This is a genomic window from Pseudomonas parakoreensis (assembly GCF_021602155.1).
Classification (GTDB): Bacteria; Pseudomonadota; Gammaproteobacteria; order Pseudomonadales; family Pseudomonadaceae; genus Aquipseudomonas; species Aquipseudomonas parakoreensis.
Genome location: NZ_BQHY01000005.1, coordinates 252,421 through 276,549, shown reverse-complemented (window position 1 = coordinate 276,549; position 24,129 = coordinate 252,421). Strand labels below are relative to the sequence as shown.

Annotated in this window: 22 protein-coding genes; 6 read left to right on the top strand and 16 right to left on the bottom strand. The window is 60.5% G+C overall.

Features of this window, described 5'->3' with window-relative positions; all coding sequences use genetic code 11:
• Positions 1–52: 52 nt before the first annotated feature.
• Complete coding sequence (locus tag L6D63_RS09810; protein ID WP_025112834.1) at positions 53–520, bottom strand: ferritin-like domain-containing protein; 468 nt, start codon at positions 518–520, stop codon at positions 53–55.
• Between the two features lie 206 nt (positions 521–726).
• Here L6D63_RS09810 and L6D63_RS09805 point away from each other — a divergent pair, with 206 nt between their 5' ends.
• On the top strand, positions 727–963 hold the full coding sequence (locus L6D63_RS09805; RefSeq protein WP_236170316.1) for a DUF3820 family protein: 237 nt from the start codon (positions 727–729) through the stop codon (positions 961–963).
• A gap of 28 nt (positions 964–991) precedes the next feature.
• Positions 992–2,173: an aminotransferase class V-fold PLP-dependent enzyme gene (locus tag L6D63_RS09800; RefSeq protein ID WP_236170320.1), complete on the top strand. Its 1,182-nt coding sequence runs from the start codon at positions 992–994 to the stop codon at positions 2,171–2,173.
• 5 nt (positions 2,174–2,178) lie between these two features.
• Here the strand turns inward: L6D63_RS09800 and L6D63_RS09795 are convergent, their stop codons facing one another.
• The 4 genes from L6D63_RS09795 to zwf all read right to left on the bottom strand — a co-directional run bounded on the left by L6D63_RS09795 (position 2,179) and on the right by zwf (position 6,033).
• Positions 2,179–2,904, bottom strand: a complete 726-nt coding sequence (locus L6D63_RS09795) for an intradiol ring-cleavage dioxygenase (RefSeq protein ID WP_131671169.1) — start codon at positions 2,902–2,904, stop codon at positions 2,179–2,181.
• A 279-nt stretch (positions 2,905–3,183) separates the two neighbouring features.
• Positions 3,184–3,849, bottom strand: coding sequence for a bifunctional 4-hydroxy-2-oxoglutarate aldolase/2-dehydro-3-deoxy-phosphogluconate aldolase (locus L6D63_RS09790; RefSeq protein ID WP_131671168.1), 666 nt, complete (start codon positions 3,847–3,849; stop codon positions 3,184–3,186).
• 17 nt (positions 3,850–3,866) lie between these two features.
• A complete protein-coding gene (pgl, locus tag L6D63_RS09785) occupies positions 3,867–4,580 on the bottom strand; it encodes a 6-phosphogluconolactonase (RefSeq protein WP_047295975.1) in 714 nt (237 codons plus the stop codon).
• Positions 4,567–6,033 (bottom strand): glucose-6-phosphate dehydrogenase, encoded by a 1,467-nt coding sequence (gene zwf / locus L6D63_RS09780; protein WP_047295976.1) that lies wholly within the window; start codon positions 6,031–6,033, stop codon positions 4,567–4,569. The genes pgl and zwf overlap by 14 nt, the downstream gene beginning before the upstream one ends.
• A gap of 226 nt (positions 6,034–6,259) precedes the next feature.
• Here zwf and L6D63_RS09775 point away from each other — a divergent pair, with 226 nt between their 5' ends.
• On the top strand, positions 6,260–7,120 hold the full coding sequence (locus L6D63_RS09775) for a MurR/RpiR family transcriptional regulator (RefSeq protein ID WP_169842436.1): 861 nt from the start codon (positions 6,260–6,262) through the stop codon (positions 7,118–7,120).
• Between the two features lie 147 nt (positions 7,121–7,267).
• On the opposite strand, the gene L6D63_RS09770 is transcribed toward L6D63_RS09775, so the two are convergent.
• The 11 genes from L6D63_RS09770 to edd form a co-directional block, all read right to left on the bottom strand.
• Positions 7,268–8,122, bottom strand: coding sequence for a D-hexose-6-phosphate mutarotase (locus tag L6D63_RS09770; RefSeq protein WP_047295978.1), 855 nt, complete (start codon positions 8,120–8,122; stop codon positions 7,268–7,270).
• 112 nt (positions 8,123–8,234) lie between these two features.
• The gene (locus L6D63_RS09765; RefSeq protein WP_086791890.1) at positions 8,235–9,584 is read right to left on the bottom strand and encodes a carbohydrate porin; all 1,350 of its coding nucleotides are present in this window, start codon (positions 9,582–9,584) and stop codon (positions 8,235–8,237) included.
• A 226-nt stretch (positions 9,585–9,810) separates the two neighbouring features.
• Positions 9,811–10,971 (bottom strand): ABC transporter ATP-binding protein, encoded by a 1,161-nt coding sequence (locus L6D63_RS09760; protein ID WP_027612564.1) that lies wholly within the window; start codon positions 10,969–10,971, stop codon positions 9,811–9,813.
• Between the two features lie 2 nt (positions 10,972–10,973).
• Entirely contained in the window at positions 10,974–11,819 is an 846-nt protein-coding gene (locus L6D63_RS09755; RefSeq protein ID WP_007969317.1) for a carbohydrate ABC transporter permease, read from the bottom strand.
• Positions 11,812–12,720, bottom strand: coding sequence for a carbohydrate ABC transporter permease (locus L6D63_RS09750; protein ID WP_003227452.1), 909 nt, complete (start codon positions 12,718–12,720; stop codon positions 11,812–11,814). Before L6D63_RS09750 ends, L6D63_RS09755 begins: the two co-directional genes overlap by 8 nt.
• 231 nt (positions 12,721–12,951) lie before the next feature.
• Positions 12,952–14,253: an ABC transporter substrate-binding protein gene (locus tag L6D63_RS09745; protein WP_047295984.1), complete on the bottom strand. Its 1,302-nt coding sequence runs from the start codon at positions 14,251–14,253 to the stop codon at positions 12,952–12,954.
• 118 nt (positions 14,254–14,371) lie between these two features.
• Complete coding sequence (locus tag L6D63_RS09740; protein ID WP_131671167.1) at positions 14,372–15,631, bottom strand: D-mannose isomerase; 1,260 nt, start codon at positions 15,629–15,631, stop codon at positions 14,372–14,374.
• 187 nt (positions 15,632–15,818) lie between these two features.
• Positions 15,819–17,288 carry an ATP-binding protein gene (locus tag L6D63_RS09735; RefSeq protein ID WP_047295988.1) on the bottom strand — a complete coding sequence of 490 codons (1,470 nt, stop codon included), beginning with the start codon at positions 17,286–17,288 and terminating at the stop codon, positions 15,819–15,821.
• Positions 17,278–18,009 (bottom strand): response regulator, encoded by a 732-nt coding sequence (locus L6D63_RS09730; protein WP_003227460.1) that lies wholly within the window; start codon positions 18,007–18,009, stop codon positions 17,278–17,280. The genes L6D63_RS09735 and L6D63_RS09730 overlap by 11 nt, the downstream gene beginning before the upstream one ends.
• A 214-nt stretch (positions 18,010–18,223) precedes the next feature.
• Positions 18,224–19,183 (bottom strand): glucokinase, encoded by a 960-nt coding sequence (locus tag L6D63_RS09725; RefSeq protein ID WP_131671166.1) that lies wholly within the window; start codon positions 19,181–19,183, stop codon positions 18,224–18,226.
• Positions 19,180–21,006 carry a phosphogluconate dehydratase gene (edd, locus tag L6D63_RS09720; RefSeq protein ID WP_047295993.1) on the bottom strand — a complete coding sequence of 609 codons (1,827 nt, stop codon included), beginning with the start codon at positions 21,004–21,006 and terminating at the stop codon, positions 19,180–19,182. Before edd ends, L6D63_RS09725 begins: the two co-directional genes overlap by 4 nt.
• 220 nt (positions 21,007–21,226) lie before the next feature.
• Here edd and gap point away from each other — a divergent pair, with 220 nt between their 5' ends.
• From gap to L6D63_RS09705, 3 genes are all read left to right on the top strand, one after another.
• Positions 21,227–22,228, top strand: a complete 1,002-nt coding sequence (gap, locus tag L6D63_RS09715) for a type I glyceraldehyde-3-phosphate dehydrogenase (protein WP_095137054.1) — start codon at positions 21,227–21,229, stop codon at positions 22,226–22,228.
• A 200-nt stretch (positions 22,229–22,428) separates the two neighbouring features.
• Positions 22,429–22,947, top strand: a complete 519-nt coding sequence (locus tag L6D63_RS09710; RefSeq protein ID WP_041068631.1) for an RNA polymerase sigma factor — start codon at positions 22,429–22,431, stop codon at positions 22,945–22,947.
• Between the two features lie 124 nt (positions 22,948–23,071).
• The gene (locus L6D63_RS09705; RefSeq protein WP_041068628.1) at positions 23,072–24,037 is read left to right on the top strand and encodes a FecR family protein; all 966 of its coding nucleotides are present in this window, start codon (positions 23,072–23,074) and stop codon (positions 24,035–24,037) included.
• Positions 24,038–24,129 lie beyond the last annotated feature (92 nt).

The window sequence follows — 24,129 nt, the reverse complement described above, 5'->3', positions numbered from 1 at the left end:
TCACGCAAAAAAAACGCCAGACTAGCTGGCGTTTTTTATAACCTGCAAACGCTTACGAACGCGCGCGAGCCTGGTTACGCAGGGCTTTCACCTGGTCGTGATTGCGTTGCACGCCGTGGTACTGACGCTCAACCAGGTCACGGATGCCGACCAGGTTGTGCTTGTTGATTTTCTCGATGGCTTCACGATAAGCCTTGAGTGCATGGTCTTCACCGCGCTCGGCTTCGTTCAGTACAGCCTCTTCGTCCTTGCCGGTGAACATGGCTTTGACGTCGACCCAGCGACGGTGCAGGTCACCGCTGACGCTGGTAGAGGTTTCAGGATCACCGCCCATCGAGCGCACGGTAGCCTGCAGTTCGGCAGCGGCAGTAGCGCAATCGGCAGAACGCTTGGCGAACAGCGCTTTGAGTTCTGGATGCTTGATGTCTTCGGCGCAAGTCTTGAACCCTTCCTGACCGTCCTTGCTGGTTTCGATCAGGTCGTTGAGTACAGAGATGGCTTCTTTGTTCATGTCAGTCATTTTTCAATTCCTTGCGGTTGGTTGAAGATGCAAGGGTTATTGCAGTGTGCGTGCCAGCTTTCTGATAAAAAATAAATCCTTATTTTTCAACAAGTTAAAGATATTTGAACTATCTGTATCACGGTTATTTGCATGATCTGTCATTTGGCCTGCATGCAGAATGCCTGTATTTTCCAGAGTGTTCCGAAGCCAGATGATTGCCCCTGATGAATCCTGAAAAACTCGAACTGCTGATCACCCGTGAAATGCCCTTTGGCAAGTACAAGGGCCGGATCATTGCCGACCTGCCGGGCCCTTATTTGAACTGGTTCGCTCGCGAAGGCTTCCCTCACGGCGAGCTCGGCGGACTGTTGGCGCTGATGCAGGAAATCGACCATAACGGTCTGTCGGAGCTGCTTGAACCGCTACGCGCCAACCACGGCAAACCCGCCCCGCACCACTGAAGCGCCCTCCCCCTGAGCCGATTCGACCATACCTGACAACAACCGCCGCGCCCGTGACGAAGCATTCTGGCAAACCTTCGCCGATCGCTACGAAGCACAAACCGGCCCGCTGAACCTGGAAAACGGCTACTTCGGACGCATGTCGCGCACGGTGATCGAGGACTACCAGCGCAACATCGAGCTGATCAACACCCGCAACTCGGTGTATGTGCGCCAGCGTTTCGAACAGCACGACAGCCTCGACATCCGCGCGCAACTGGCCGAGACGATCGGCGTGCGCGCGCAGAGCATCGCCTTCACCCGCAACGCCAGTGATGCGCTGCAGTCGCTGATCCGCAATTACAATCGCCTGCAGCCGGGCGATCAGGTGCTGATCTGCGACCTGGAATACGACACGGTCAAAGGCGCCATGCGCTGGCTGGCGCGCCATCGCGGTGTGGAGGTGATCGAGATCAGCCACACCCATCCGGCCACTTTCGACAGCCTGCTGGATACCTATCGCGAAGCCTTCGTCCGCTATCCAAAACTCAAGCTGATGGCCCTGACCCACGTGACTCATCGCACGGGGCTGGTGATGCCGGTGCAGGCCATCGCCGCGCTGGCGAAACAACATGACGTAGACATCATCCTCGACGGCGCCCACGCCCTCGGCCAGATAGAGTTCAACCTTGAAGCCTTGGGCATCTCGTTCGCTGGCTTCAATCTGCACAAATGGATTGGCGCACCGTTGACTCTGGGTTTTCTGTACATCGCTCCGCAGCGCCTTGCCGACATTGATCCGGACATGGGCGAAATGCATTTTCCAGCCAGCGACATCCGCGCGCGCACGCCGTACAGCACACCGAACATTCCGGCACTGATGTCCCTGCCGCTGGCGCTCGAGGAGCATCGTTCGCTCGGCGGCGCAGCAGCCAAGGGCGCGCGACTGAGTTATCTGCGCAACCTGTGGGTCAGCGCCGTGCGCCACTTGCCGGGGATCGAAGTGATGACCCCGGACGATCCGCGCTTGTATGGTGGCATCACCTCAATGCGCTTCACTCGCCACACCGATCAACAGGCGATGGTCGAACGCCTGCTCGATGAGTACAACCTGTTCACCGTGGTGCGTAACGGTGCGGCGAGCGGGCCGAGCATTCGCATCACTCCGGGGCTGACCACTACTGCGGACGACATGCAGTTGCTGACCCGTGCACTCAACGAGCTGCGCTGATCCGTTCACACGGTGTACTTGTCGAAGTCCTCGGGCTTGATCTGCGACGAGGCGGCAAAGGTGTCGATGCCAATGGTCAGGTGGCCGAAAAAACCGTCCTCGTGCGATTCACGACCGATCGGCCACACCGTCAAGGTTGAGCCCTCGCCGCCCATGTTGGCGTAGTAGCTGTCCTCGGCATTGTTCAACGGTGCAGAGGCCCGCCCGCGATAGTCCCGGGCATTGAGCACGGCGCGTGACACCACCTCGGGAAAATACAGCTGACCGACCCAGGCCACGTTGCGCTCATCCAGATATTCACGGCCGGTAACCATGCGCACGGCCACATGAATGTGCAGCGCCCGACCGGCATAGAACCCCGGATAGATGGTGGTGAAGCGCGCCCGTCCCTGCTGATCACAGAACTGGCTGCCGCGCAGGTAGGTGTCATCATCGGTACGCGGGATCGAGCCGATGGCATCGGTGTCGACCTCCCGATCCGGATTGATCCGGCTCCACCCCGAATAGGCGCCCCGCGCATTGCAGTGCCAGATATCCACCAGCGCGCCGCTCACCGGCTCGCCGGTCATCGCGTCGACGATCGTCAGGCGCAGCAGCAGTGGCAGGCCCTCGGCGCCCTCGCTGATATTGCGTCGCAGTAATTTGGGATTGCGGAAATACGGCCCGGCGATCTGCTCGGGCGCCAGTTGATACACCGGTTGGGGTGTTGCGGCTGAAATGTCTCGTTCCATGACGCGTTCTCTCTTCCATAAGATGAACGCAGATTAACGGCGCGCGCCGCTCTCGGTGCGGTAACTATGTATCGCAGCGTAACGGTGATACCGCACGCCTCACTGTAGGAGCTGCCGCAGGCTGCGATCTTTTGATGTTGTTTTTTAAATCAAGATCAAAAGATCGCAGCCTGCGGCAGCTCCTACAGGGGTTGGATTTTCTTCGGGCAAAAAAAACGGTGCACCGACCAAGCGCACCGTAAAGCCGTAGAACACACAACGAAGTGTCAGGTAAAACGTTTAGTTCAGCAGTGCCAGGGCCTCGGCGGTGCATTCCTGAATGCGCGCCCAGTCGCCGTTCTTGATCCACTCCGGATCGAGCATCCAGCTGCCGCCCACGCACATGACGTTTTTCAGTGCCATGTAGCTCTTGATATTGGCCGGGCCGACACCACCGGTCGGGCAGAATTTCACTTCACCGAACGGGCCGCCGAGGGCCTTGATCGCCGCCACGCCACCGCTGACTTCCGCCGGGAACAGCTTGAAGCGGCGATAACCCAGGCCATAGCCTTCCATGATGCCAGAGGCGTTGCTGATGCCTGGCAGCAGCGGAATCGGGCTGTCGACGCTGGCTTCGAGCAGGTCACGGGTGATACCCGGGGTGACGATGAACTGCGAACCCGCCGCTTCAGCCGCCGCAAGCATGTTGCGGTCGAGCACGGTGCCGGCACCGGTCACCAGTTCCGGACGCTGGTCACGCAGGATCTGGATCGCCTTGAGGCCGAACTGCGAACGCAGGGTCACTTCCAGCGCCGTCAGACCACCCGCGGCCAGGGCGTCGGCCAGCGGCAGCACATCCTGTTCACGGGCAATGGTGATCACCGGCAGGATCCGCGCCTTGGCGCAGAGGCTGTCGATCAGCGCAACTTTGTCCGCCATGGAAACGGTCGGGGATGGGGTTGTCATAGCGGCTGTTCCTTGGCTCATGGGCACCAGTAGATCTCTAACGTAGGTTGCAGAAACGCGCGCACCGGCATGGCCGCGACGTCGTCGGATGCCAGTGCGGCATTCAGTGTGGTCAGTTTCGATTGACCGGAAATCGACAGAATCTTGTGCTTCGCCGAAGCCAGCAGCGCGCGGCTCATGGTCAGGCGTTGACGCGGTACGCTCGGCGCCAGCATCGGCCAGCAGCGACGGCTGCCGTCAACCTGCAAGGCTTCATTCAGGTTCGGGCTGTCGGGGAACAGCGACGCGGTGTGACCGTCATCGCCCATGCCCAGCACCAGCACGTCAATCGGCGGCAATTCGGCAAGCAAGCGGTCGGCCTGCTCCGCAGCCTGCTCGACGTTGGCCGCCGCGCTGTAGAGGCTGAGGAACTGCGCCTTGGCGGCCGGCCCCTTGAGCAGGTACTGCTTGAGCAGACCGGCGTTGCTGTCGGCGTGTTCGACCGGTACCCAGCGCTCGTCGGCGAGGGTCACGACGACCTTCGACCAGTCCAGCTCCTGCTTGGCCAGGTGCTGGAAAAACGCCACCGGACTGCGACCGCCAGAAACCACCAGCACCGCGTTGCCGCGTGCCGAAATGGCATCGCTCAGTTGCTTGGCAACATTCAGCGCCAGACCTTCGGCCAACAGCACCGGACTCTTGAACTGGTGAGCGTGGACGCCCGCAGGCAGTTTCACATCAGATATCGCCATACCACGACCTCCCGTCCCGCGTGATCAGTGCAATCGAGCTCATCGGCCCCCACGACCCGGCCGCATACGGCTTGGGCGCGTCACCGGATTTTTTCCAGCCGGCGATCAACTGGTCACACCACTTCCACGCGGCTTCGATTTCATCTTTACGGACAAACAGGTTCTGATTGCCGTTCATCACTTCCAGCAACAACCGCTCGTAGGCGTCGGGGATCCGCGCACTGCGCCAGGTGTCGGAGAAATTCAGTTGCAGCGGGCCGCTGCGCAGTTGCATGCCCTTGTCCAGGCCCTGCTCCTTGGTCATCACACGCAAGGAAATGCCTTCGTCCGGTTGCAGACGGATGATCAGTTTGTTGCTGATTTGCAGGCGCTGTTCCGGCGCAAAGATGTAGTGCGACGGTTCCTTGAAGTGGATGACGATCTGCGACAGCTTCTGCGGCATGCGCTTGCCGGTCCGCAGGTAGAACGGCACGCCGGCCCAGCGCCAGTTGCGGATGTCGGCACGCAGGGCGACGAAGGTTTCGGTGTCGCTCTGGGTATTGGAATTCGGTTCTTCGAGGTAGCCCGGCACGGACTTGCCTTCGCTGTGCCCGGCGATGTACTGACCGCGCACCACTTGCGTGGTCAGGCCTTCCGGGCTGATTGGCGCCAGGGCCTTGAGTACCTTTACCTTTTCGTCACGGATGCTGTCGGCGGACAGGTCGGCCGGCGGGTCCATGGCGATCAGGCACAGCAGCTGCAACAGGTGATTCTGGATCATGTCGCGCAGCTGGCCGGCCTTGTCGAAGTAGCCCCAGCGGCCTTCGATGCCGACCTTCTCGGCCACGGTGATTTCCACGTGGGAGATGTAATTCTGGTTCCACTGGGTTTCGAACAGGCTGTTGGCGAAACGCAGGGCGATCAGGTTCTGGACGGTCTCTTTGCCCAGGTAGTGGTCGATGCGATAGGTGCGGTTCTCCGGGAAGAACTGCGCCACGGCGTCGTTCACCTTGCGCGAGGATTCCAGATCGGAGCCGATCGGCTTTTCCAGGACCACGCGGGTGTTTTCTGCCAGACCGACTTTCGCCAGGTTCTCGCAGATCGCGCCGTACACCGCTGCCGGTGTGGCGAAGTAGGCAATCATGCGTTGCGCGCTGCCGGCCGCTTCGGCCAGCGCCACATAGTCTTCAGCCTTGAGGAAGTCGACGTGCAGATAGCTCAGCCGCGCGAGAAAGCGCTCGGCCACCGCCTCGTCCAGCTCTTTGCCGACGTAACGGCGCAATTCGGCGGCGATAAACGCCAGGTGCTGCTGCTCGGAGCCGGGTTCACGGGCCAGCGCGATAATGCGCGTGTTCTCGTGCAACAGGTCGGCGCCATCGAGGTGATAAAGGGCAGGAAACAGCTTGCGCAGGGCCAGATCGCCCAGAGCGCCGAACAAGGCAAAGGTGCACGGTTCAACCGTAATCGAAGGCATGATGTTTGTTCTTTTATCAAGTTAAGCTACAAATACCTTTTTTCAAGGCATCACTCAAGGGAAAATGTAGTAATAACCACAACATTTTCGCAAAATACAGATTCCGAGTGGTGGTCGGTCGGAGCCATCAGTAGGATAGGCCACCGTCACGGGCCACATCAAAGGCCCAATTTGCATAGCCCGGCGCACCTTTGCGCAGGTGAATTAGGAATTCCATATGGACCGCGTGCGAAATTTACTGGAACAGATCCAGAGTCGCCTTGAAGAGCTGAACAAGGCCGAACGCAAAGTCGCCGAGGTGATCCTGCTCAACCCGCAGCAGGCCACCCGCTTCAGCATCGCCGCCCTCGCCCAGGCCGCGTCGGTGAGCGAGCCGACGGTCAACCGTTTCTGCCGTTCGTTCGGTGTCAGCGGCTACCCTGAACTCAAGTTGCAACTGGCGCAGAGCCTGGCCAGTGGCGCGGCGTATGTCAGCCGCGCGGTGGAGGCCGATGACAATCCCGAGGCGTACACGCAAAAGATTTTCGGCAGCGCCATTGCCTCGCTGGACAGCGCTTGCCAGGCGCTCGATCCGAACCTGATCAGCCGCGCCGTCGACCTGTTGATCCAGGCGCGGCAAATCCACTTTTTCGGCCTCGGTGCGTCAGCGCCTGTGGCTTTGGATGCGCAGCACAAATTCTTCCGCTTCAACCTCGCCGTCACCGCTCATGCGGATGTGCTGATGCAGCGGATGATTGCGTCGGTGGCGCACACTGGCGAGCTGTTCGTGATCATTTCTTACACCGGGCGCACCCGCGAACTGGTGGAAGTGGCGCGCATCGCCCGGGAGAACGGCGCTTCGGTGCTGGGCCTGACCGCGGAGAATTCGCCGCTGGCCAAGGCCAGTACCCTGAGCCTGAATATTCCGCTGCCGGAAGACACTGACATCTATATGCCGATGACCTCGCGGATCATTCAGTTGACAGTGCTGGATGTGTTGGCGACCGGCATGACCCTGCGTCGCGGGGTGGATTTCCAGCCGCATCTGCGCAAGATCAAGGAGAGCTTGAATGCCAGCCGGTATCCGGTGGGTGACGAGTTCAACTGAGGCCTGATAATTCTTTATTGAATGATCCGGCCTCATCGCTGGCAAGCCAGCTCCCACAGTGTCCGGGTCGTCCACAAAATCCATGACCGCCACTGAGTCTGTGGGAGCTGGCTTGCCAGCGATGGGGCCAGCAGCCACCGTACAAACTCAGGCAGCAGCCCACGCCTGCAAGCTCAGATGCGCCTTCTCCCCCGGCGCCAGATGCAGGCTGTCGGTGCCGCCCGCCGCCGCTTCAACACAGACAAACTCCGTTACTTCATCCCAGCTCACACCCAGCAATGGTCGCGAGCCAGGATGCCAGACCACGGTGTCGCCGCTGTCACCGGTATCGATGCACAATTCGCGCTGCCAGGCGTGATCCTTGAGCTGCAATTCGCCGTCGTGCTGGAACACCCGCTGACAACCGCCCTCCACGCGCAATTCGCCTTCCTGCTGGCAGGACTGGCGCCTCAACTGGTCATAACCCTGCGCACCTTCGAGGCCAGACAGCGCTATCTCACCCACGTCACCAATACGCCAGTAAGCATGCAAAGCCTGGCTCAACTGGCACGGCATGTCGTCCTGATGCTCGGTGCTCAGGCGTAATTCCATGCGTTCACCCAGATGCGCATGCAGGTCGACCTGCCAATCGCACAACTGCAATTGCCAATGCAGGCGCACGCCATCCTCGGCGCTGCTGCTGTCGAGCAATTTCCAGTCGAGCAGTCGCGCCCAGCCATGGGACGGCCACGCGTTTTCGCTCGGATGGCGGCCATACCACGGCCAGCACACCGGCACACCACCGCGAATGGCGCCCACGTGCGGCCACTTCGCCGCGCACCATAACCACGGTTTCTGTCCACGCGGCTGAAAGTGCAGCAACTGCGCACCCTGCCGACTGAACACCGCCTGACACAGCGGATGGTCGATCACCAGCACATCGCGCATCTGATAGCGCTCCCAGGCAAACACCGGTCGTTCGCGCAGGGATTTGAAGAAGCGTTGCAGCGGATGCTCATGCATTGGCCACGGTTCCGAATTCGACTGTCATGGGTTGCGCCACCCTCAAAAAAAAGCGGACAGCCTGGGCTGTCCGCAAATATGCGCACATGGAGAGGAGCTTATCGCAGACGCGTCAGAACGTAGACTGAATTTTCAGGCCAGCGACCAAAGCGTTGTCCACGGCATCAACACCGCCCGGGTGAGTGATGTACTGCAGGTTAGGACGCACGGTCAGCCAGTTGGTGACGTGGAAGCCGTAGTTGATCTCGTAGTTGTATTCGGTTTCACGAATCGGCGAGAACACCGGATTGTCGTAATCCGAAACACCGTTGGAGGCATTCAGCAGTTCGGCGTTTTTCTTCACGTCATCGTTGACGTGGATACGCGCCGCGCCAATGCCGACGTCATCCTTCGGACGGGCGTCGAACGGGCCTTTGTAGACAAACATCACCGACTGGTAGTTATCGATGAAGTTGGTGTCCTTGTCGTGGAAGGTCGCGTTGGCAGCGATGTTCAGACCGCGGCTGGCATCACCGTTGTGGCTGGTGAGTTGCTGCTGCGCGACGAACCAGTAACCGTGTTTGCTGCTGTGGGTTTTGTACGCGTCACCAGTGGTTGCCGCGTCGAAACCGTTGACGTCTTCGCGGACGTCGCTGGCATCAGCGGTACTCTTGTAGTAACCGACGCGGTATTCGCCCGGCAGGCTGTTGACCTTCGGCGACCAGACCAATTCGACTGGCAGAACAGTCCCTTTGGTGCCGCTGCCGCTGAGCTTGAAGCCGTTACCGTGTTCCAGTTGCGACGGGTTCTGGTTGTACGCACCGATCTGCGCGTAGAGCTCGTCGTTGATGTTGTACTTCACGCGGATCGCGGCCTGGCTGACTGGCCAGTTGTACCAGATGTTGGTCGCCCAGTTACCCACTTGCGAGCCGCAGAACGCCAGGTTCTGGAAGTCGCACGGGAAGGTGTTGAAGTCTTCGCCCTCACCGAAGTAACCGGCCTTGACGTCGAGCTTGTTGTCGAAGAACTGGTGCTGAATCCACAACTGGGTCAGACGCACCATGTGGCCACGGCCGTAGACTTCCTGAGAAGACGACAGAGTGCCGGCACGCGGATCGCCAATACGATCGTTGGAGATGTTCTGACCGTTACGGTTGGTCAACTGGATCTTGGCCTGAGTGTTGTCCCAGCCCCAGAGTTTTTGCAGGTCCAGCGCCACGCCCAGACCGAACTGATCGCTGTAGCGACCGGTCTTGTCGTCGTTGTAGCCGCCATGCAGGTTGGCGCCCATTTCCCCAACGTAGTCAGCCTTGATGTCGATACCCTGCTCGATCAGCTTGGTCCGCTCGCCACCCCAGTCGCCCGTCATCCATTTCGAATCGGAGCTGAACGCATCCGCAGCCATTGCATTGCCGGCCAGCACCAATGCCGCCGCGGCTGACACTTGGCAGATCAACCGGGCATTGACGTGTTTCTTTTTCATCCCTACATCCTCGTCTTTATTGTTATTAACTGTTTTTTTCCAACGCGGTTTACATAAATTGCGCTGGATTACAGGCAATCCAGCGCGTGCTCCTGATTGGAATCCGATCCCTGTGGGAGCTGGCTTGCCAGCGATGGGGGTGATTCAGGCGACATCCATGCTGGATGTGCCGGCCCCTTCGCTGGCAAGCCAGCTCCCACATGAACCTCATTCCTGCACGGATCTGTTACCGGCCTTTGAATTGCGCGACGTTCGCCGACCGCGCCTCGGTCTGCGCCTGGCCCGCAACGCCCAGACGCTCGCCAGTCTTGGCATCGAACAACAACACTTTCGACGGATCGAATTGCAGGGTCAGGGTTTCGCCCACCTGCGGCGCCACGTCCGGTGCCAGGCGGCAGCAGACCTTGGTTTCGTTCAGGTTGACGAACACCAGGGTGTCCGGACCGGTCGGCTCGGTAACCTGCACTTCGGCCTTGATGCTCGGCAGGCCATTGCCCTCGCCGTTCGCCAGGACAATCTGTTCCGGGCGCAGGCCGAGGATCACTTCGCGATCTTCAAGCCCTGCGTCCTGCATGCTCATCGGCAGTTCGCAACGGGCCTGGCCGCTGTCGAGCAGCGCCAGCAGGCGACCGTCCTTGCGTTGCAGACGCAGCGGGATGAAGTTCATCGGCGGCGAACCGATGAAGCTCGCCACAAACAGGTTGGCCGGATCGTTGTAGATCTCTTTCGGCGTGCCGAACTGCTGAATGATCCCGTCCTTCATCACCGCCACCTTGTCGCCCAGGGTCATCGCTTCGATCTGGTCGTGGGTCACGTAAACGGTGGTGGTTTTCAGACGCTGGTGCATCAGTTTCATTTCGGTGCGCATCTCGACGCGCAGCTTGGCGTCGAGGTTCGACAGCGGTTCGTCGAACAGATAGATCTTCGGCCGACGCGCCAACGCACGGCCCATTGCCACGCGCTGTTGCTGGCCACCGGAGAGCTGGCCCGGTTTGCGGTTGAGCAGGTGTTCGATCTGCAGCAGCTTGGCCACGCGGGCGACTTCTTCATCGATCGCCGACTGGCTCATCTTGCGAATTTTCAGACCGAACTCGATGTTCTCGCGCACGCTCATGGTCGGGTACAGCGCGTAGGACTGGAACACCATGGCGATGTCACGATCCTTCGGGCTCATGCCGCTGACGTCCTGGTCGCCGATCATGATCGCGCCACCGGTGATGGTCTCCAGGCCGGCGATGCAGTTCATCAGGGTCGACTTGCCGCAGCCCGACGGGCCGACCAGGATCAGGAACTCACCGTCCTTGATCGACAGTTCGATGTTCTTCAGGGTATCCGGCAGGCCGGCACCGTAGGTCTTGTTGACGTTGCGAAGTTCGAGCGTTGCCATGATTACCCCTTGACTGCGCCGGCCGTCAGCCCGCGCACGAAATACTTGCCTGCGACCACATAGACCAGCAGGGTCGGCAGCCCGGCGATCATCGCCGCTGCCATATCAACGTTGTATTCCTTGGCCCCGGTGCTGGTGTTGACCAGGTTGTTCAGCGCCACCGTGATCGGTTGCGAATCACCGCTGGAGAACACCACACCGAACAGGAAGTCGTTCCAGATCTGGGTGAATTGCCAGATCAGGCAGACCATGATGATCGGGGTCGACATCGGCAGAATGATCTGCCGGAAGATCGTAAAGAAACCCGCGCCATCCAGCCGTGCAGCCTTGATCAGCGCATCGGGAATGCTCACGTAGTAGTTGCGAAAGAACAGCGTGGTGAACGCCAGACCATAGACCACGTGCACGAAGACCAGGCCGGTGGTGGTACTCGCCAGGCCCATCTTGCCGAGGGTGAACGAGGCCGGCAGCAGCACGGTCTGGAACGGCAGGAAGCAACCGAACAGCAGCAGACCGAAGAACAGCTGCGAACCACGGAAGCGCCAGAACGACAGCACGTAACCGTTCAACGCGCCGATGGCGGTGGAGATGACCACGGCCGGCACGGTGATCTTGATCGAGTTCCAGAAGTAACCGTCAACCGTGGCCCAGGCCTTGACCCAGCCGATGCCGCTGACCACGGTCGGCCAGCTCAGCAGGTTGCCGGTGCTGATGTCTTCCGGGGTCTTGAAGCTGGTCAGCAGCATCACCACCAGCGGGATCAGGTACAGCAATACCGCGAGGATCAGCACCGCGTAGATCGCCACACGACTGAGGCTGAACGCGGGTTTGGCAGCGAGACTAGTCATGACGCTTGGTCCTCAGCTCGGAGTACAGGTAAGGCACGATGATCGCGAGAATCGCACCGAGCATCAGAATCGCACTGGCCGAGCCCATGCCCATCTGGCCGCGACTGAAGGTGAAGGAGTACATGAACATCGCCGGCAGGTCGGAGGAATACCCCGGGCCACCCGCCGTCATCGCCGCGACCAGGTCGAAGCTCTTGATCGCGATGTGGGCGAGGATCATCACCGCACTGAAGAACACCGGACGCAGGCTTGGCAGCACGACTTTCCAGTAGATGGTCGGCATGCTCGCACCGTCGATCTGTGCGGCACGGATGATCGACTGATCAACCCCGCGCAGGCCGGCAAGGAACATTGCCATGATGAAGCCCGAGGCTTGCCACACAGCGGCGATCACCAGGCAGTACACCACGCGATCCGGGTCGATCAGCCAGTCCAGACGGAAGCCTTCCCAGCCCCAGTCACGCAACAATTTGTCCAGGCCCATGCCCGGGTTGAGCAGCCATTTCCACGCAGTACCGGTGACGATCATCGAGAGCGCCATCGGGTACAGGTAAATGGTGCGGATAAAGCCTTCGCGACGGATGCGCTGGTCGAGGAACACCGCCAGCAGCACACCGATCACCAGCGTGATGCCGATGAACATGCCACCGAACACCGCGAGGTTCTTGCTCGCCACCCACCAGCGGTCGTTGTCGAACAGCCGGGCGTATTGCGCCAGTCCGGCCCACTTGTAGTTGGGCAGGAACGTCGAGGTGGTGAACGACAGCACGAACGTCCACAGGATGTAGCCATAGAAGCCTACCAGCACGATGAACATGCTCGGCGCCAGCACCAGTTTCGGTAGCCAGCGCTGCAGTGCATCGAACGGCGAGGCTTTGCTGAACACAGCAACAGAACTCATGGGGAAATCCAGTACAGGGAATAAAAACTACAGTGAGATCCCTTGTGGGAGCGAGCTCTGTGGCGAGGGGATTTATCCCCGATCGGCTGCGAAGCAGTCGCAAAACCTTTGCACGCGGTCTTTCTGGTACTCCACCGCTGCAACTTTCCGGGGCTGCTACGCAACCCATCGGGGATAAATCCCCTCACCACAAAGCCCGCTCCCACAAAGAAGGGCCTGCGCTACTGACGGTTATTTGGCCGCCTGAACCGCCGCGCCCAGTTTCTTGGCCGCATCAGCCGGGTCGGCTTTCGGGTCGTTGATGTAGTTGGTCACGACATCAAAGAACGCGCCCTGCACCGCCAGCGTGGTCGCCATGTTGTGCGCCATGCTCGGCTGCAGGCCACCGGACTTGGCGTCAGCCAGGAAGTCCTTGGCAGCGGTCTGCGCGCAGGAGTCGAAACCGAGTTTGTCCATGTTGTTCAACATGTCGTTACGTACCGGGATCGAGCCTTTGTTGATGCTGAAGACTTTCTGGAAGTTTTCCCCCAGCACGACTTTGGCGATGTCTTGCTGACCGGCCGCAGTGCCTTTGTCTTTCTGCTTGAACACCGCCAGGGAGTCGATGTTGTAGGTGAACGCTTTGTCGGTGCCCGGGAAGGCTACGCACTCGTAATCCTTGCCGGCGACTTTCTTGGCAGCGGTCCATTCGGACTTGGCCCAGTCACCCATGATCTGCATGCCGGCCTTGCCGTTGATGACCTTGGCCGCTTCCAGGTTCCAGTCCTGACCCTTGCCGTCGGCGTCCATGTAGGTCGCGACTTTTTTCAGCTCGGTCAGCGCCTTGACCATTTCCGGGCCGGTCAGCGCCTTGTTGTCCAGATCGACCAGGGCTTTCTTGTAACCATCAACGCCCATGACCGAGAGCACCACGGCTTCGAACACGGTGCTGTCCTGCCAAGGCTGACCGCCGTGAGCCAGCGGGATGAAGCCCGCAGCCTTGAGCTTGTCGCCAGCGGCGTAGAACTCTTCGAGGGTGGTCGGGTTCTTGGTGATGCCGGCTTTCTTGAAGACTTCCGGGTTGATCCACAGCCAGTTCACGCGGTGAATGTTCACCGGTACGGCCACGTAATCACCGTCGTACTTCACGGTATCGGAGACTTTCTTGTCGAGCAGGCTGTCCCACTTCTCTTCTTTGGCCACGTCCTTCAGGACGTCGGTGTCGAGCAGACCGGTGGAGGCCCATTCCTGGATATCCGGGCCTTTGATCTGGGCCACGCCCGGCGGGTTGCCGGCCACGGCGCGGCTCTTCAGCACGGTCATGGCCGTGGCACCGCCACCGCCGGCGACAGCGCCGTCTTTCCAGGTGAAACCGTCTTTTTCAACTTGCGCCTTGAGCACATCGACAGCGGCTTTTTCGCCACCGGACGTCCACCAGTGCACGACTTCGACCGAGCCTTTGGATTCGGCAGCGGACACACTGAGAGGCAGAATTGCGAGCGGGAACAGGGAGGCGACAGAAATGACAGTAGCGAGGCGAGAAATCGCATTCATCTGAGATGTACCTTTCTTGTTGTTATGCATGCAAGTCTGGTGCTTGCGCTGCACAGGAGTTTAAACAGGGCGATTCCCTTCGCAGGTAACGAAGGGACGCGCAAATGTCACCACATGGTTACACAGGAACAGCCCGGGATATTTGCGCCAGAGCGGTTGCCATACTCGGTGACAAGGGTAGACGAGGGATCAGTACCGCTTGCCACGCGTGGTAGAGATCGGGTTTGCCCGGCCAGATATCGGCGCTCGGGCGGTTTTGCGGATCGAGTTCGTGGTGCCAGCTGCCGTCACAGCGATCGATGAAATGGCCTTCACAGAATTCCCAGAACAGCCGGTACCAGGGTTCGTATTGCGCATCACCGGTGCGTTTGAGCAAGACGCTGGCCGCCGCGCTGGCTTCGGCATGGGTCCAGTGCAGACGATGTCGCACCACGGCTCTGTTGTCCCAGTCGAGGGTATAGACGATGCCCGGCGCGCCATCGACGTCCCAGCCGTTTCGGCAATTCTGCTCGAAGAGTTTTTGCGCATCGGTCGCCAGCCAGCCCGGCGTGAGCATCCCGGCCTGGACCCGCGCCGCTTCGAGGTGCAGCAGCAGCCGCGCCCACTCGAAACCGTGGCCCGGGGTGGTGCCGTAAGGGCGGAAGCCGTCAGCGGGGTTGTCGTGGTTGTACTCGCGCAGCGGATGCCAGTCGCGATCGAAGTGTTCGATGACCATGTAGCCGTTAGCTGCTGCATGACCATGAATCACCCGCTCGACGATGCGTTGCGCGCGCACCAGCCAGCGCGGGTCTTCGGTGACATCGGCCAGCGCGAGGAACGCTTCGGTGGCGTGCATGTTGCTGTTGGCGCCGCGATAGGCCTCTTCTTCGCGCCAGTCGCGATTGAAGAATTCGCGCATGGCGCCCTCTTCTTCGCTCCAGAAATACGTGTCGATGATGTCGATCGCATCATCCAGCAGCGCCTGGGCGCCGGGACGCTGCGCGACCACCGCCGAGCTGGCCGCGAGCGCGACAAAGGCATGCAGATAGGCGTTCTTGCCGGTGTTGCCGTCGCGATGTTCGGCGACCGCAAACCAGCCGCCGTGCAGCGCATCCCGCAACGGCCCGCGCAGGGCCGCAATGCCGTGATCAACCAGTTCGGCAAACCCCGGCAGGCCCTGAATGTGGGCCATGGCGAAGCTGTGGGTCATGCGCGCGGTGTTCATGGTTTCGGCCTGCGCGTTGGCGGGCAAGTGGCCGCGCTCATCGAGGGTGCCGAAGCCTTCGGGCAACCTGGCAGCCTTGGCGAATGCCAGCAGGCGCAGACCTTCGTCGGCGAGCCATTGCTGGTGGGCAGGGGCGTTCAGCCAACTGCTGAAGCCTGGGTGGAAAAGATCCATGAGTGGCCTTTTTTGTTGTTATGACTGCGGGCAGTCTAAACAACGGGCCGGGGTGGGCTTGTAACGAAGGGGACGGGGTTTGTCACCAAGCCGTGACATTAGAAAAGCAAAGTCAAAAGATCGCAGCCTTCGGCAGCTCCTACAGAGTACGGTGTAGGAGCTGCCGAAGGCTGCGATCTTTTGATCTTCAGTCTACTGAACGCGGCAACTGCAACGTCACCCGCAACCCGCCCTCACGCAAATTCTGCAGCGTCACCTCACCGCCATGGCTGTGGGCGATGTTGCGCGCAATGCCCAAACCGAGACCATAGCCTTGCTGCTGCCCGGCCAGTCGGAAGTGCGGCTCGAACACCTGTTCCAGCCGTTGCTCCGGCACGCCCGGGCCTTCGTCGTCGACGTGCAGGACAAACGCGCGCTCATCGTCATCGATGTGCAGGTGCGCGTTCTGCCCGTACTTCAGGGCATTGTCGATGAGGTTGCCGATGCAGCGCTTCAACGCCAAAGGCTTGCCCGGATACGCCGCCAGCGCCTTGCCTTGCAGGGTCACGCGGCCATTGCCGTTGGGCGCCAGGTACGGTTCTACGAGGCAGTCGAGTACATGGTTGAGATCCACCGGCTCGATGTTCTCGTGGATGTCAGTGTCTTTCACGCATTGCAGCGCGCCCTTGACCAGCAACTCCAGCTCATCCAGATCGCGACCGAACTTGGCTTGCAACTGCTCGTCTTCGAGCAGCTCGACGCGCAAACGCAGGCGAGTGATCGGCGTGCGCAGGTCATGAGAAATCGCGCTGAACAACTGGCTGCGCTCGGTCAGGTAGCGGCTGATGCGTTCGCGCATGGTGTTGAACGCACGGCCTACTTCCACCACTTCACTGCCACCGCCCTCGGCCACCGGCTCAACATCGGCGCCCAGCGACAGATCCCGCGCCGCCCGCGCCAGACGCTTGAGCGGCCGGCTCTGCCAGTGCACCAGCAAGCCGATGAACAGCAGCAAAAAGCCGCTGGTGAGGACGATGAACCACACCTGCTGTGCCGGCAGGCCTTGCTCTTCAAGACTGGTGTAGGGCTCGGGCAGCAACGAGGCGATGTACAGCCACTCGCCCGGGGCCATTTGAATCTGCGTCACCAGCACGGGTGGATTCACCGGTTCCAGGGTCAACGCGTAATGCGCCCACGAGCGCGGCAGCTCATCGAGTTTCAGCCCGGCATTGAAGATCCGCAGATCCTCGGGGCTGACGAAAGTCACCGAAATATCCGTGTCATGGCCCAGCGACTGACGCAGCACTTCATCCACCGCTTGAATCACCGCAGCCTTGCGCGGGGTGATCGGCAGCACGTCCATGCCCAGCGGCTTGTCGTTGAGCGTCACCACGAAACGGGTGCCGCCCATGCTGCGCAACTGGTCGAGCACCAGCGGTCGATACGCCACCGGCAACGAGCGGAAATAACTGACGCTGGCGGTCATCGAATGGGCGAGGCTGCGGGCACTGGTAACCAGGCCTTCAAGCTGGGTGGCGCGCAATTGCGAAACCCAGATCACGCTCGACAAGGTCTGTGCGAACAGCACCGCCAACAGAGTCAGCAGGAGCATGCGCCCGAGCAGCGAACGCGGCACCGGTACTGTGTTGGCGAGCCTGCGCAGCGACTCAGTGACCATTGCCGGCAACCACATTGGCTGCCAGTTGGTAGCCACTGCCGCGCACGGTGCGGATCAGCCGTGGCGGTTTTTCCGTGTCACGCAGGCGCTGGCGCAAGCGGCTGACGGCCATGTCGACGATGCGGTCGAGCGGCATCAGGTCACGGCCACGGGTGGCGTTGCCGATGGTGTCGCGGTCGAGAATTTCCTGCGGATGATCGAGAAACAACTTCAGCAACGCGAAGTCAGCGCCGGAGAGAATCACTTCTTCGCCGTCGGTGTGGAACAGTCGATGGCTGACCATGTCCAGTCGCCACTCGTCGAAGGCCAACACGTCGCTGCCGCTGCGTTCCTGACCGAACTGCGCCCGTCGCAGCAGCGCCTTGATTCGGGCTTGCAGCTCGCGGGGGCTGAAGGGTTTGCCGAGGTAGTCGTCAGCGCCGAGCTCCAGACCGATCACGCGGTCGGCTTCGTCGGAACTGGCGGTGAGCATGATGATCGGCACCTGCGCCTGACGCGGATGCTGGCGCACCCAGCGGCAGAGGCTGAAACCGTCCTCGTCGGGCAGCATCACATCGAGGATCACCAGATCGCTCGGCGCCTCGTTGAGGGCCTGGCGGAAACTGGCGCCATCGGCGGTGGCCCGCACCTGAAACCCGGCGCGGGTCAGGTAGGTTTCCAGCAACTCGCGTATTTCCTGGTCGTCATCGACCAACAATATCGACTTGTTGACTGAGCTCACTTCGAAGGCATCCTTGTTGTTGGAATTGGGGCGGATTATGCCTTAAGCACTGATTTTACAAACACCACAAAACACCTGTGGGAACAAACCTGTGGTGAGGGGATTTATCCCCGATGGGTTGCGCAGCGACCCTGGAAAAACCGGGCCTGCTTCGCAGGCCATCGGGGATGAATCCCCTCGCCACAAAGGCTCACTCCTACAGTTTGATTGCATTTCAGGTCGGGATTGCTTGCTCCAGTGCCACACCAGCACCGACAAGACCGGAATACGGTGCCGTCACCAGCCACACCGGAATGCCCTTGAAGTAATCGCTCATGCAGCCCTTGTCGGCGAAGCTGCGGGCGAAACCGCTATTGACGAAGAAATCGGCAAAGCGCGGTATCACCCCACCCACGATGAAGACCCCGCCACGAGCCCCGGTGGTCAGCACGTTGTTGCCGGCCACGCGGCCGAGCCAGCAGCAGAACTGTTCCAACACTTCCAGGGCGATCGGATCGCCAGCCAGACCGGCTGCAGTGATCGCTTCCGGCGTCTCAAGCTTCGGTTCATGTCCGTCCACTGCGCAGATCGCCCGGTAGACGCGCGGCAGGCCACCGCCGCTCAGCGCCGTTTCTGCGCTGACGTGTCCGATTTCGTCGTGGATGTGCTGCCAGAGCTGGGTTTCACGCGGACTGCTCAGCGGCAGATCGACGTGCCCGCCCTCGCCCGGCAGCGCGGCAAACCGGCCTTCGCCCAGATCGAGCAAGGTGCCGACGCCCAGCCCCGTGCCCGGACCGATTACCACCGCCGGGCGCAACGGCTCCGGCGTGCCTTCGCAGACCACGCGGAATTCCCCGGGCTGCAAACGGGTCATGCCCAGCGCCATCGCCGAGAAATCGTTGATCAACAGCAGTTGTTCGACCTGCAAGGTCTTGCAGAACGCCGTGCGACTCAAGCGCCAGTGGTTGTTGGTGAATTTGAATTCATCACCACTCACCGGTCCCGCCACCGACAGGCACACCGAACCGATCGAACCCGGCGCCAGATCGAGGCCTCTCAGGTACAGGCTGATCGCCTCTTCCGGGCTGGCATGGTCGGCTGTGGCCAGCACCTGAACCGATTCCAGTTGCTGGTTTTTCCACAACGCGAACCGCGCGTTGGTACCTCCGATATCACCGACCAAAGCCAGTTTCAATTAAGCGTCTCCAGGGCAGAAGTGAAGGCGCTGGCGCCCTGCTCCGCCGAGCTGAAGGCCAAACGCATGAAGCCAAACAGTTCGCGACCGCTGCCGATGTTGTTGCCCAACAGGCCTTTGGCGGGTTCACGCGCTGCAAATTCGGCGGCGTCGACCTTGAGTTCCAAAGTGCCTTTGACGCCATCGACGCGGATGATATCGCCCTCTTGCACCCGCGCCAAAGCACCACCGACATACGCTTCAGGGCTGACGTGAATCGCCGCCGGGATTTTCCCCGACGCGCCGGACATGCGCCCATCGGTCACCAGCGCGACTTTGAAGCCGCGATCCTGCAGCACGCCGAGGAACGGCGTCATCTTGTGCAGCTCGGGCATGCCGTTGGAGCGCGGGCCCTGGAAGCGCATCACCGCAACAAAATCCTTCTCCAGCAAACCGGCCTTGAACGCGTCGGCCAGGTCCTGCTGATCCTGGAACACCATGGCTGGCGCTTCGACGATCTGGTTTTCCAGCGCCACGGCGGAGACTTTCATCACGCCGCGACCGAGGTTGCCTTCCATCACCCGCAGACCGCCCTCGGCGGAAAATGCACGGGCGACCGGACGCAGGATGTTTTCGTCGAGGCTTTCGGTCGGGCCTTCGCGCCACACCAACTCACCGTTATCGAGGAATGGCTCTTTGGTGTACTGGCTCAAGCCGTGGCCGAGCACGGTGTTGACGTCTTCGTGGAGCAGGCCGGCTTCGAGCAGTTCGCGGATCAGGAACGACATACCGCCAGCAGCCTGGAAGTGGTTGATGTCGGCTTTGCCGTTCGGGTAAACGTGGCTCAGGGTCGGCACGACTTCGGAGAGGTCGGCCATGTCCTGCCAGGTCAGTTGAATGCCAGCGGCCATGGCGATGGCCGGCATGTGCAGGGTGTGGTTGGTCGAGCCGCCGGTGGCGTGCAGCGCGACGATCGAGTTGACCAGCGCCTTCTCGTCGACGATTTCGCCGATCGGCATGAAGTTACCGTTTTGCTTGGTCAGACGCGTGACCTGATGCGCGGCTTCGCGGGTCAGGGCATCACGCAGCGGGGTGTTCGGGTTGACGAAAGACGCGCCCGGCAAGTGCAGGCCCATGACTTCCATCAGCAACTGGTTGGTATTGGCGGTGCCGTAGAAGGTGCAGGTGCCCGGGCTGTGGTAGGACTTCATTTCCGATTCCAGCAGCTCTTCGCGGGTCGCCTTGCCTTCGGCGTACTTCTGCCGCACATCGGCTTTTTCCTTGTTGGAAATCCCCGAGACCATCGGCCCGCCCGGGACGAAGATCGTCGGCAGATGGCCGAAGCGCAGCGAGCCCATCATCAGGCCCGGGACGATCTTGTCGCAGATGCCGAGCATCAGCGCGCCGTCGAACATGTTGTGCGACAACGCCACCGCCGTCGACATGGCGATCACTTCACGGCTTGGCAGGCTCAGCTCCATGCCCGGCTCGCCCTGGGTCACGCCATCGCACATCGCCGGCGTACCACCGGCGAACTGGCCGACCGAGCCGATTTCGCGCAAGGCGGTTTTGATCTGCTGGGGAAAGACTTCGTACGGCTGGTGCGCCGAGAGCATGTCGTTATACGAAGAAACAATGGCGATGTTCGCCGAGTTCATCATCCGCAGGCTGTGCTTGTCTTCGCTGCCACATCCGGCCACGCCGTGGGCGAAGTTGGCGCATTGCAGCTTGCCGCGCATCGGCCCGTCAGTGGCGGCGCCGCGAATCAGTGCAAGGTAAGCCTGACGCGTGGCGCGGCTGCGGGCGATAAGCCGTTCGGTGACCTCAAGAACGCGGGGATGCATGTGTAGAACTCCAGGCTAACGGATGTGGCGACCTGATTGTCTATGCTGATCAAACGCCGTTGTTGTTGGAATGACAGACGGCTTTTTTGACCATTCGGACCAGTTGATTCAGGTCACTCGTTGTAGATAAAACAAAATATTGCCACTAAAAAGGCTTGTTTTCTATTTTTATGCGAATAATCTTGTAATTCCAACAACAAAACGACGGCGGCGCTGTTCAATGACTCTTCGAATCGCAATCAATGGTTTTGGCCGCATCGGCCGTAATGTCCTGCGCGCACTGTATACCCAAGGCTATCGACAGGATTTGCAGATCGTCGCCATCAACGATCTGGGCGACAGCGCCATCAATGCCCATCTGCTCAAATACGACACCGTTCACGGCACATTCGACGCCGAAGTGGCCCATGACAATGAGAGCCTGACGGTCAACGGCGACCGCATTGCGGTCAGCGCCATCCGCAACCCGGCCGAGTTGCCTTGGGCCGCGGAAAAGATCGATGTGGTGTTCGAATGCACCGGTCTGTTCACCGACCGCGCCAAAGCGGCCGCGCATCTTACTGCCGGCGCGCGCAAAGTCATCATCTCGGCCCCGGCCAAAGGCGCCGACGCTACTGTGGTTTACGGCGTGAACCACGACATTCTGCGCCAGTCGCACCAGATCATCTCCAACGCTTCGTGCACTACCAACTGCCTGGCGCCCGTGGCGCAGGTGCTGCACCGCGAACTGGGCATCGAAAGCGGTCTGATGACCACGATTCATGCCTACACCAACGACCAGAACCTCACCGACGTCTATCACACCGACCCGTACCGCGCGCGCTCGGCCACGCAGAACATGATCCCGAGCAAGACCGGCGCCGCCGAAGCGGTAGGCCTGGTGTTGCCGGAACTGGCGGGCAAACTGACCGGCATGGCCGTGCGCGTGCCGGTGATCAATGTGTCGCTGGTCGACCTGACCGTGCAGTTGAAGAAGGAAGCCACGGCTGACGAGGTCAACGCGCTGATGAAAGCCGCCAGCCAGCACTCGAAAATTTTGGGTTACAACACGTTGCCGCTGGTTTCCAGCGACTTCAACCACAACCCGCTGTCGTCGATCTTCGACGCCAACCACACCAAAGCCAGCGGCAAACTGCTGAAGGTGCTGGCCTGGTACGACAACGAATGGGGCTTCTCCAACCGCATGCTGGATAACTGCCTGGCGCTCTGCAACGCCGAATAAGTTGTCCCGCCCCCTGTAGGAGCTGCCGAAGGCTCGGGCCGCGTTCGGACGATCTTTTGATTCTGTTTTTAAAAATCAAAATCAAGATCAAAAGATCGCAGCCTTCGGCAGCTCCTACATTTGCTTCGTTCAAAACAACACTTGACCACTCGACTAGATGATAAGCATTATCATTCGCTCGAAATGGATCAGGTTCCCCCGTGAGTCAATCGCGCTTCAATCACGTCTTCCTCTCTCAGCGCACATCCCTGCTGCGTACGATCGAGCGGATGGTCAACAACCACAGCACCGCCGAAGACCTGTTGCAGGAAACCTACCTGCGCGTCACGCGAGCGTTGAGCGAGCGCGCCATCGATCACCTTGAACCCTTCGTGTTCCAGACCGCGCGCAATCTGGCGCTGGATCACCTGCGTGCGCGCAAGATCCATTCGCGAACCATGGTCGATGACGTGCCGCAGGACGTGGTGCACAGCGTCGCCGCCCCTGCCAGCAGCGCCGAAGACGCCGCCCATGCCGAACAACTGCTGGAGCGTCTGAACGTGAGCCTCAGTCAACTCAGCCCGCGTCAGCAGCAAATCTTCATCCTCAGCCGCCTGCACGGGCACAGTTATCAGGAAATCGCCGACGAGTTGAACGTGTCGCTCAGCACAGTGCAGAAGGAACTCAAGCTGATCATGTCGATCTGCATCGGTGTCGCCGAGCGCTTGAATGGCGCCTGAGGTCGCAGGCGATTTCTGTCAGCATCAGCATCGACTGCACTGATCAGCGGGCTTTGCTACCCTTGCCCGACTTTTACGCTTCACTAAAACAACAGCCGTGCACAGACACTGCCGAGGAAACACCGTGACGGACACCCACCGCCCGCCTTCGCCCGACACGGCGCAGGACGCCGCCCGTGCAATGGACCAGGCTCTGGACTGGCTCATTGTGCTCGGCAGTGCGGACGAAGAGCAGACCCGGCAATTTCACGCGTGGTTGGCGGCCGATCCGTTGAATGCCGAGGCGTTCGCCAGGGCCCAGGCGATCTGGGACGGGCCGCAAGTGGTGCAATGCGCGCAGAGTCTCGCTGCGAAACCCGCGAAAGTGACGCTCATCAAACGTCTGCGCCCGCACTGGAAACCGTTGGCGACTGCTGCGGTTCTGATCCTCGGCCTGTTCAGTTTCAGCAATCTGCCGATGCGCCTGCAGGCCGATCATCTGACCGTGGTCGGCGAGCGTCAGCGCCTGCAACTGGAGGACGGTTCCAAGGTGCTGCTCAACACCAACTCGGCCTTCTCCAGCAGCATCAATGAGCGCCAGCGTGTGGCGCGACTGTATCAGGGCGAAGCGTTTTTCGAGGTAGCGGCCAACCGGGCTCAGCCACTGGAAATCGATGCCGGCCCGGTGCAGGCCAGCGTGCGCGACACCGCGTTCGCCGTGCGCTATCTGGACGGCGTGGCGCAGGTCAATGTGCAGCGCGGCGATGTCGATCTGCGCGCCACCCACAACGACGCGCGCGTGCGTTTGAGCGCCGGCGAAAGCATCCGTATCGGCCCCAACGGTTTCGATCGTCCGGCCAAACTCGATGCCGCCACCGACCTGGCCTGGGTCCAGGGCCGGTTGATCTTTGAAAACTGTCCGCTCGACAAGGTGCTGGCCGAACTGCGCCGCTACTACCCGGGCTGGATCATCAACACCAACGAGCAGTTGGCCGATGTCAACGTCACCGGCAATTACCGTCTCGACCAACCGCTGGACGTCGTGCGTTCCCTCGCCCACATCACCTCGGCGCGCCTGCAGGAATTCCCGGCGCTGGTGATCCTGAACTAAATGAGAATTATTTTTACTCGATAGCGAAACCCCGTTCGTCTCGTTATAGCCAATGCAATTGATTCGCATCTTCGGAGGCGGGTCAGCACCTA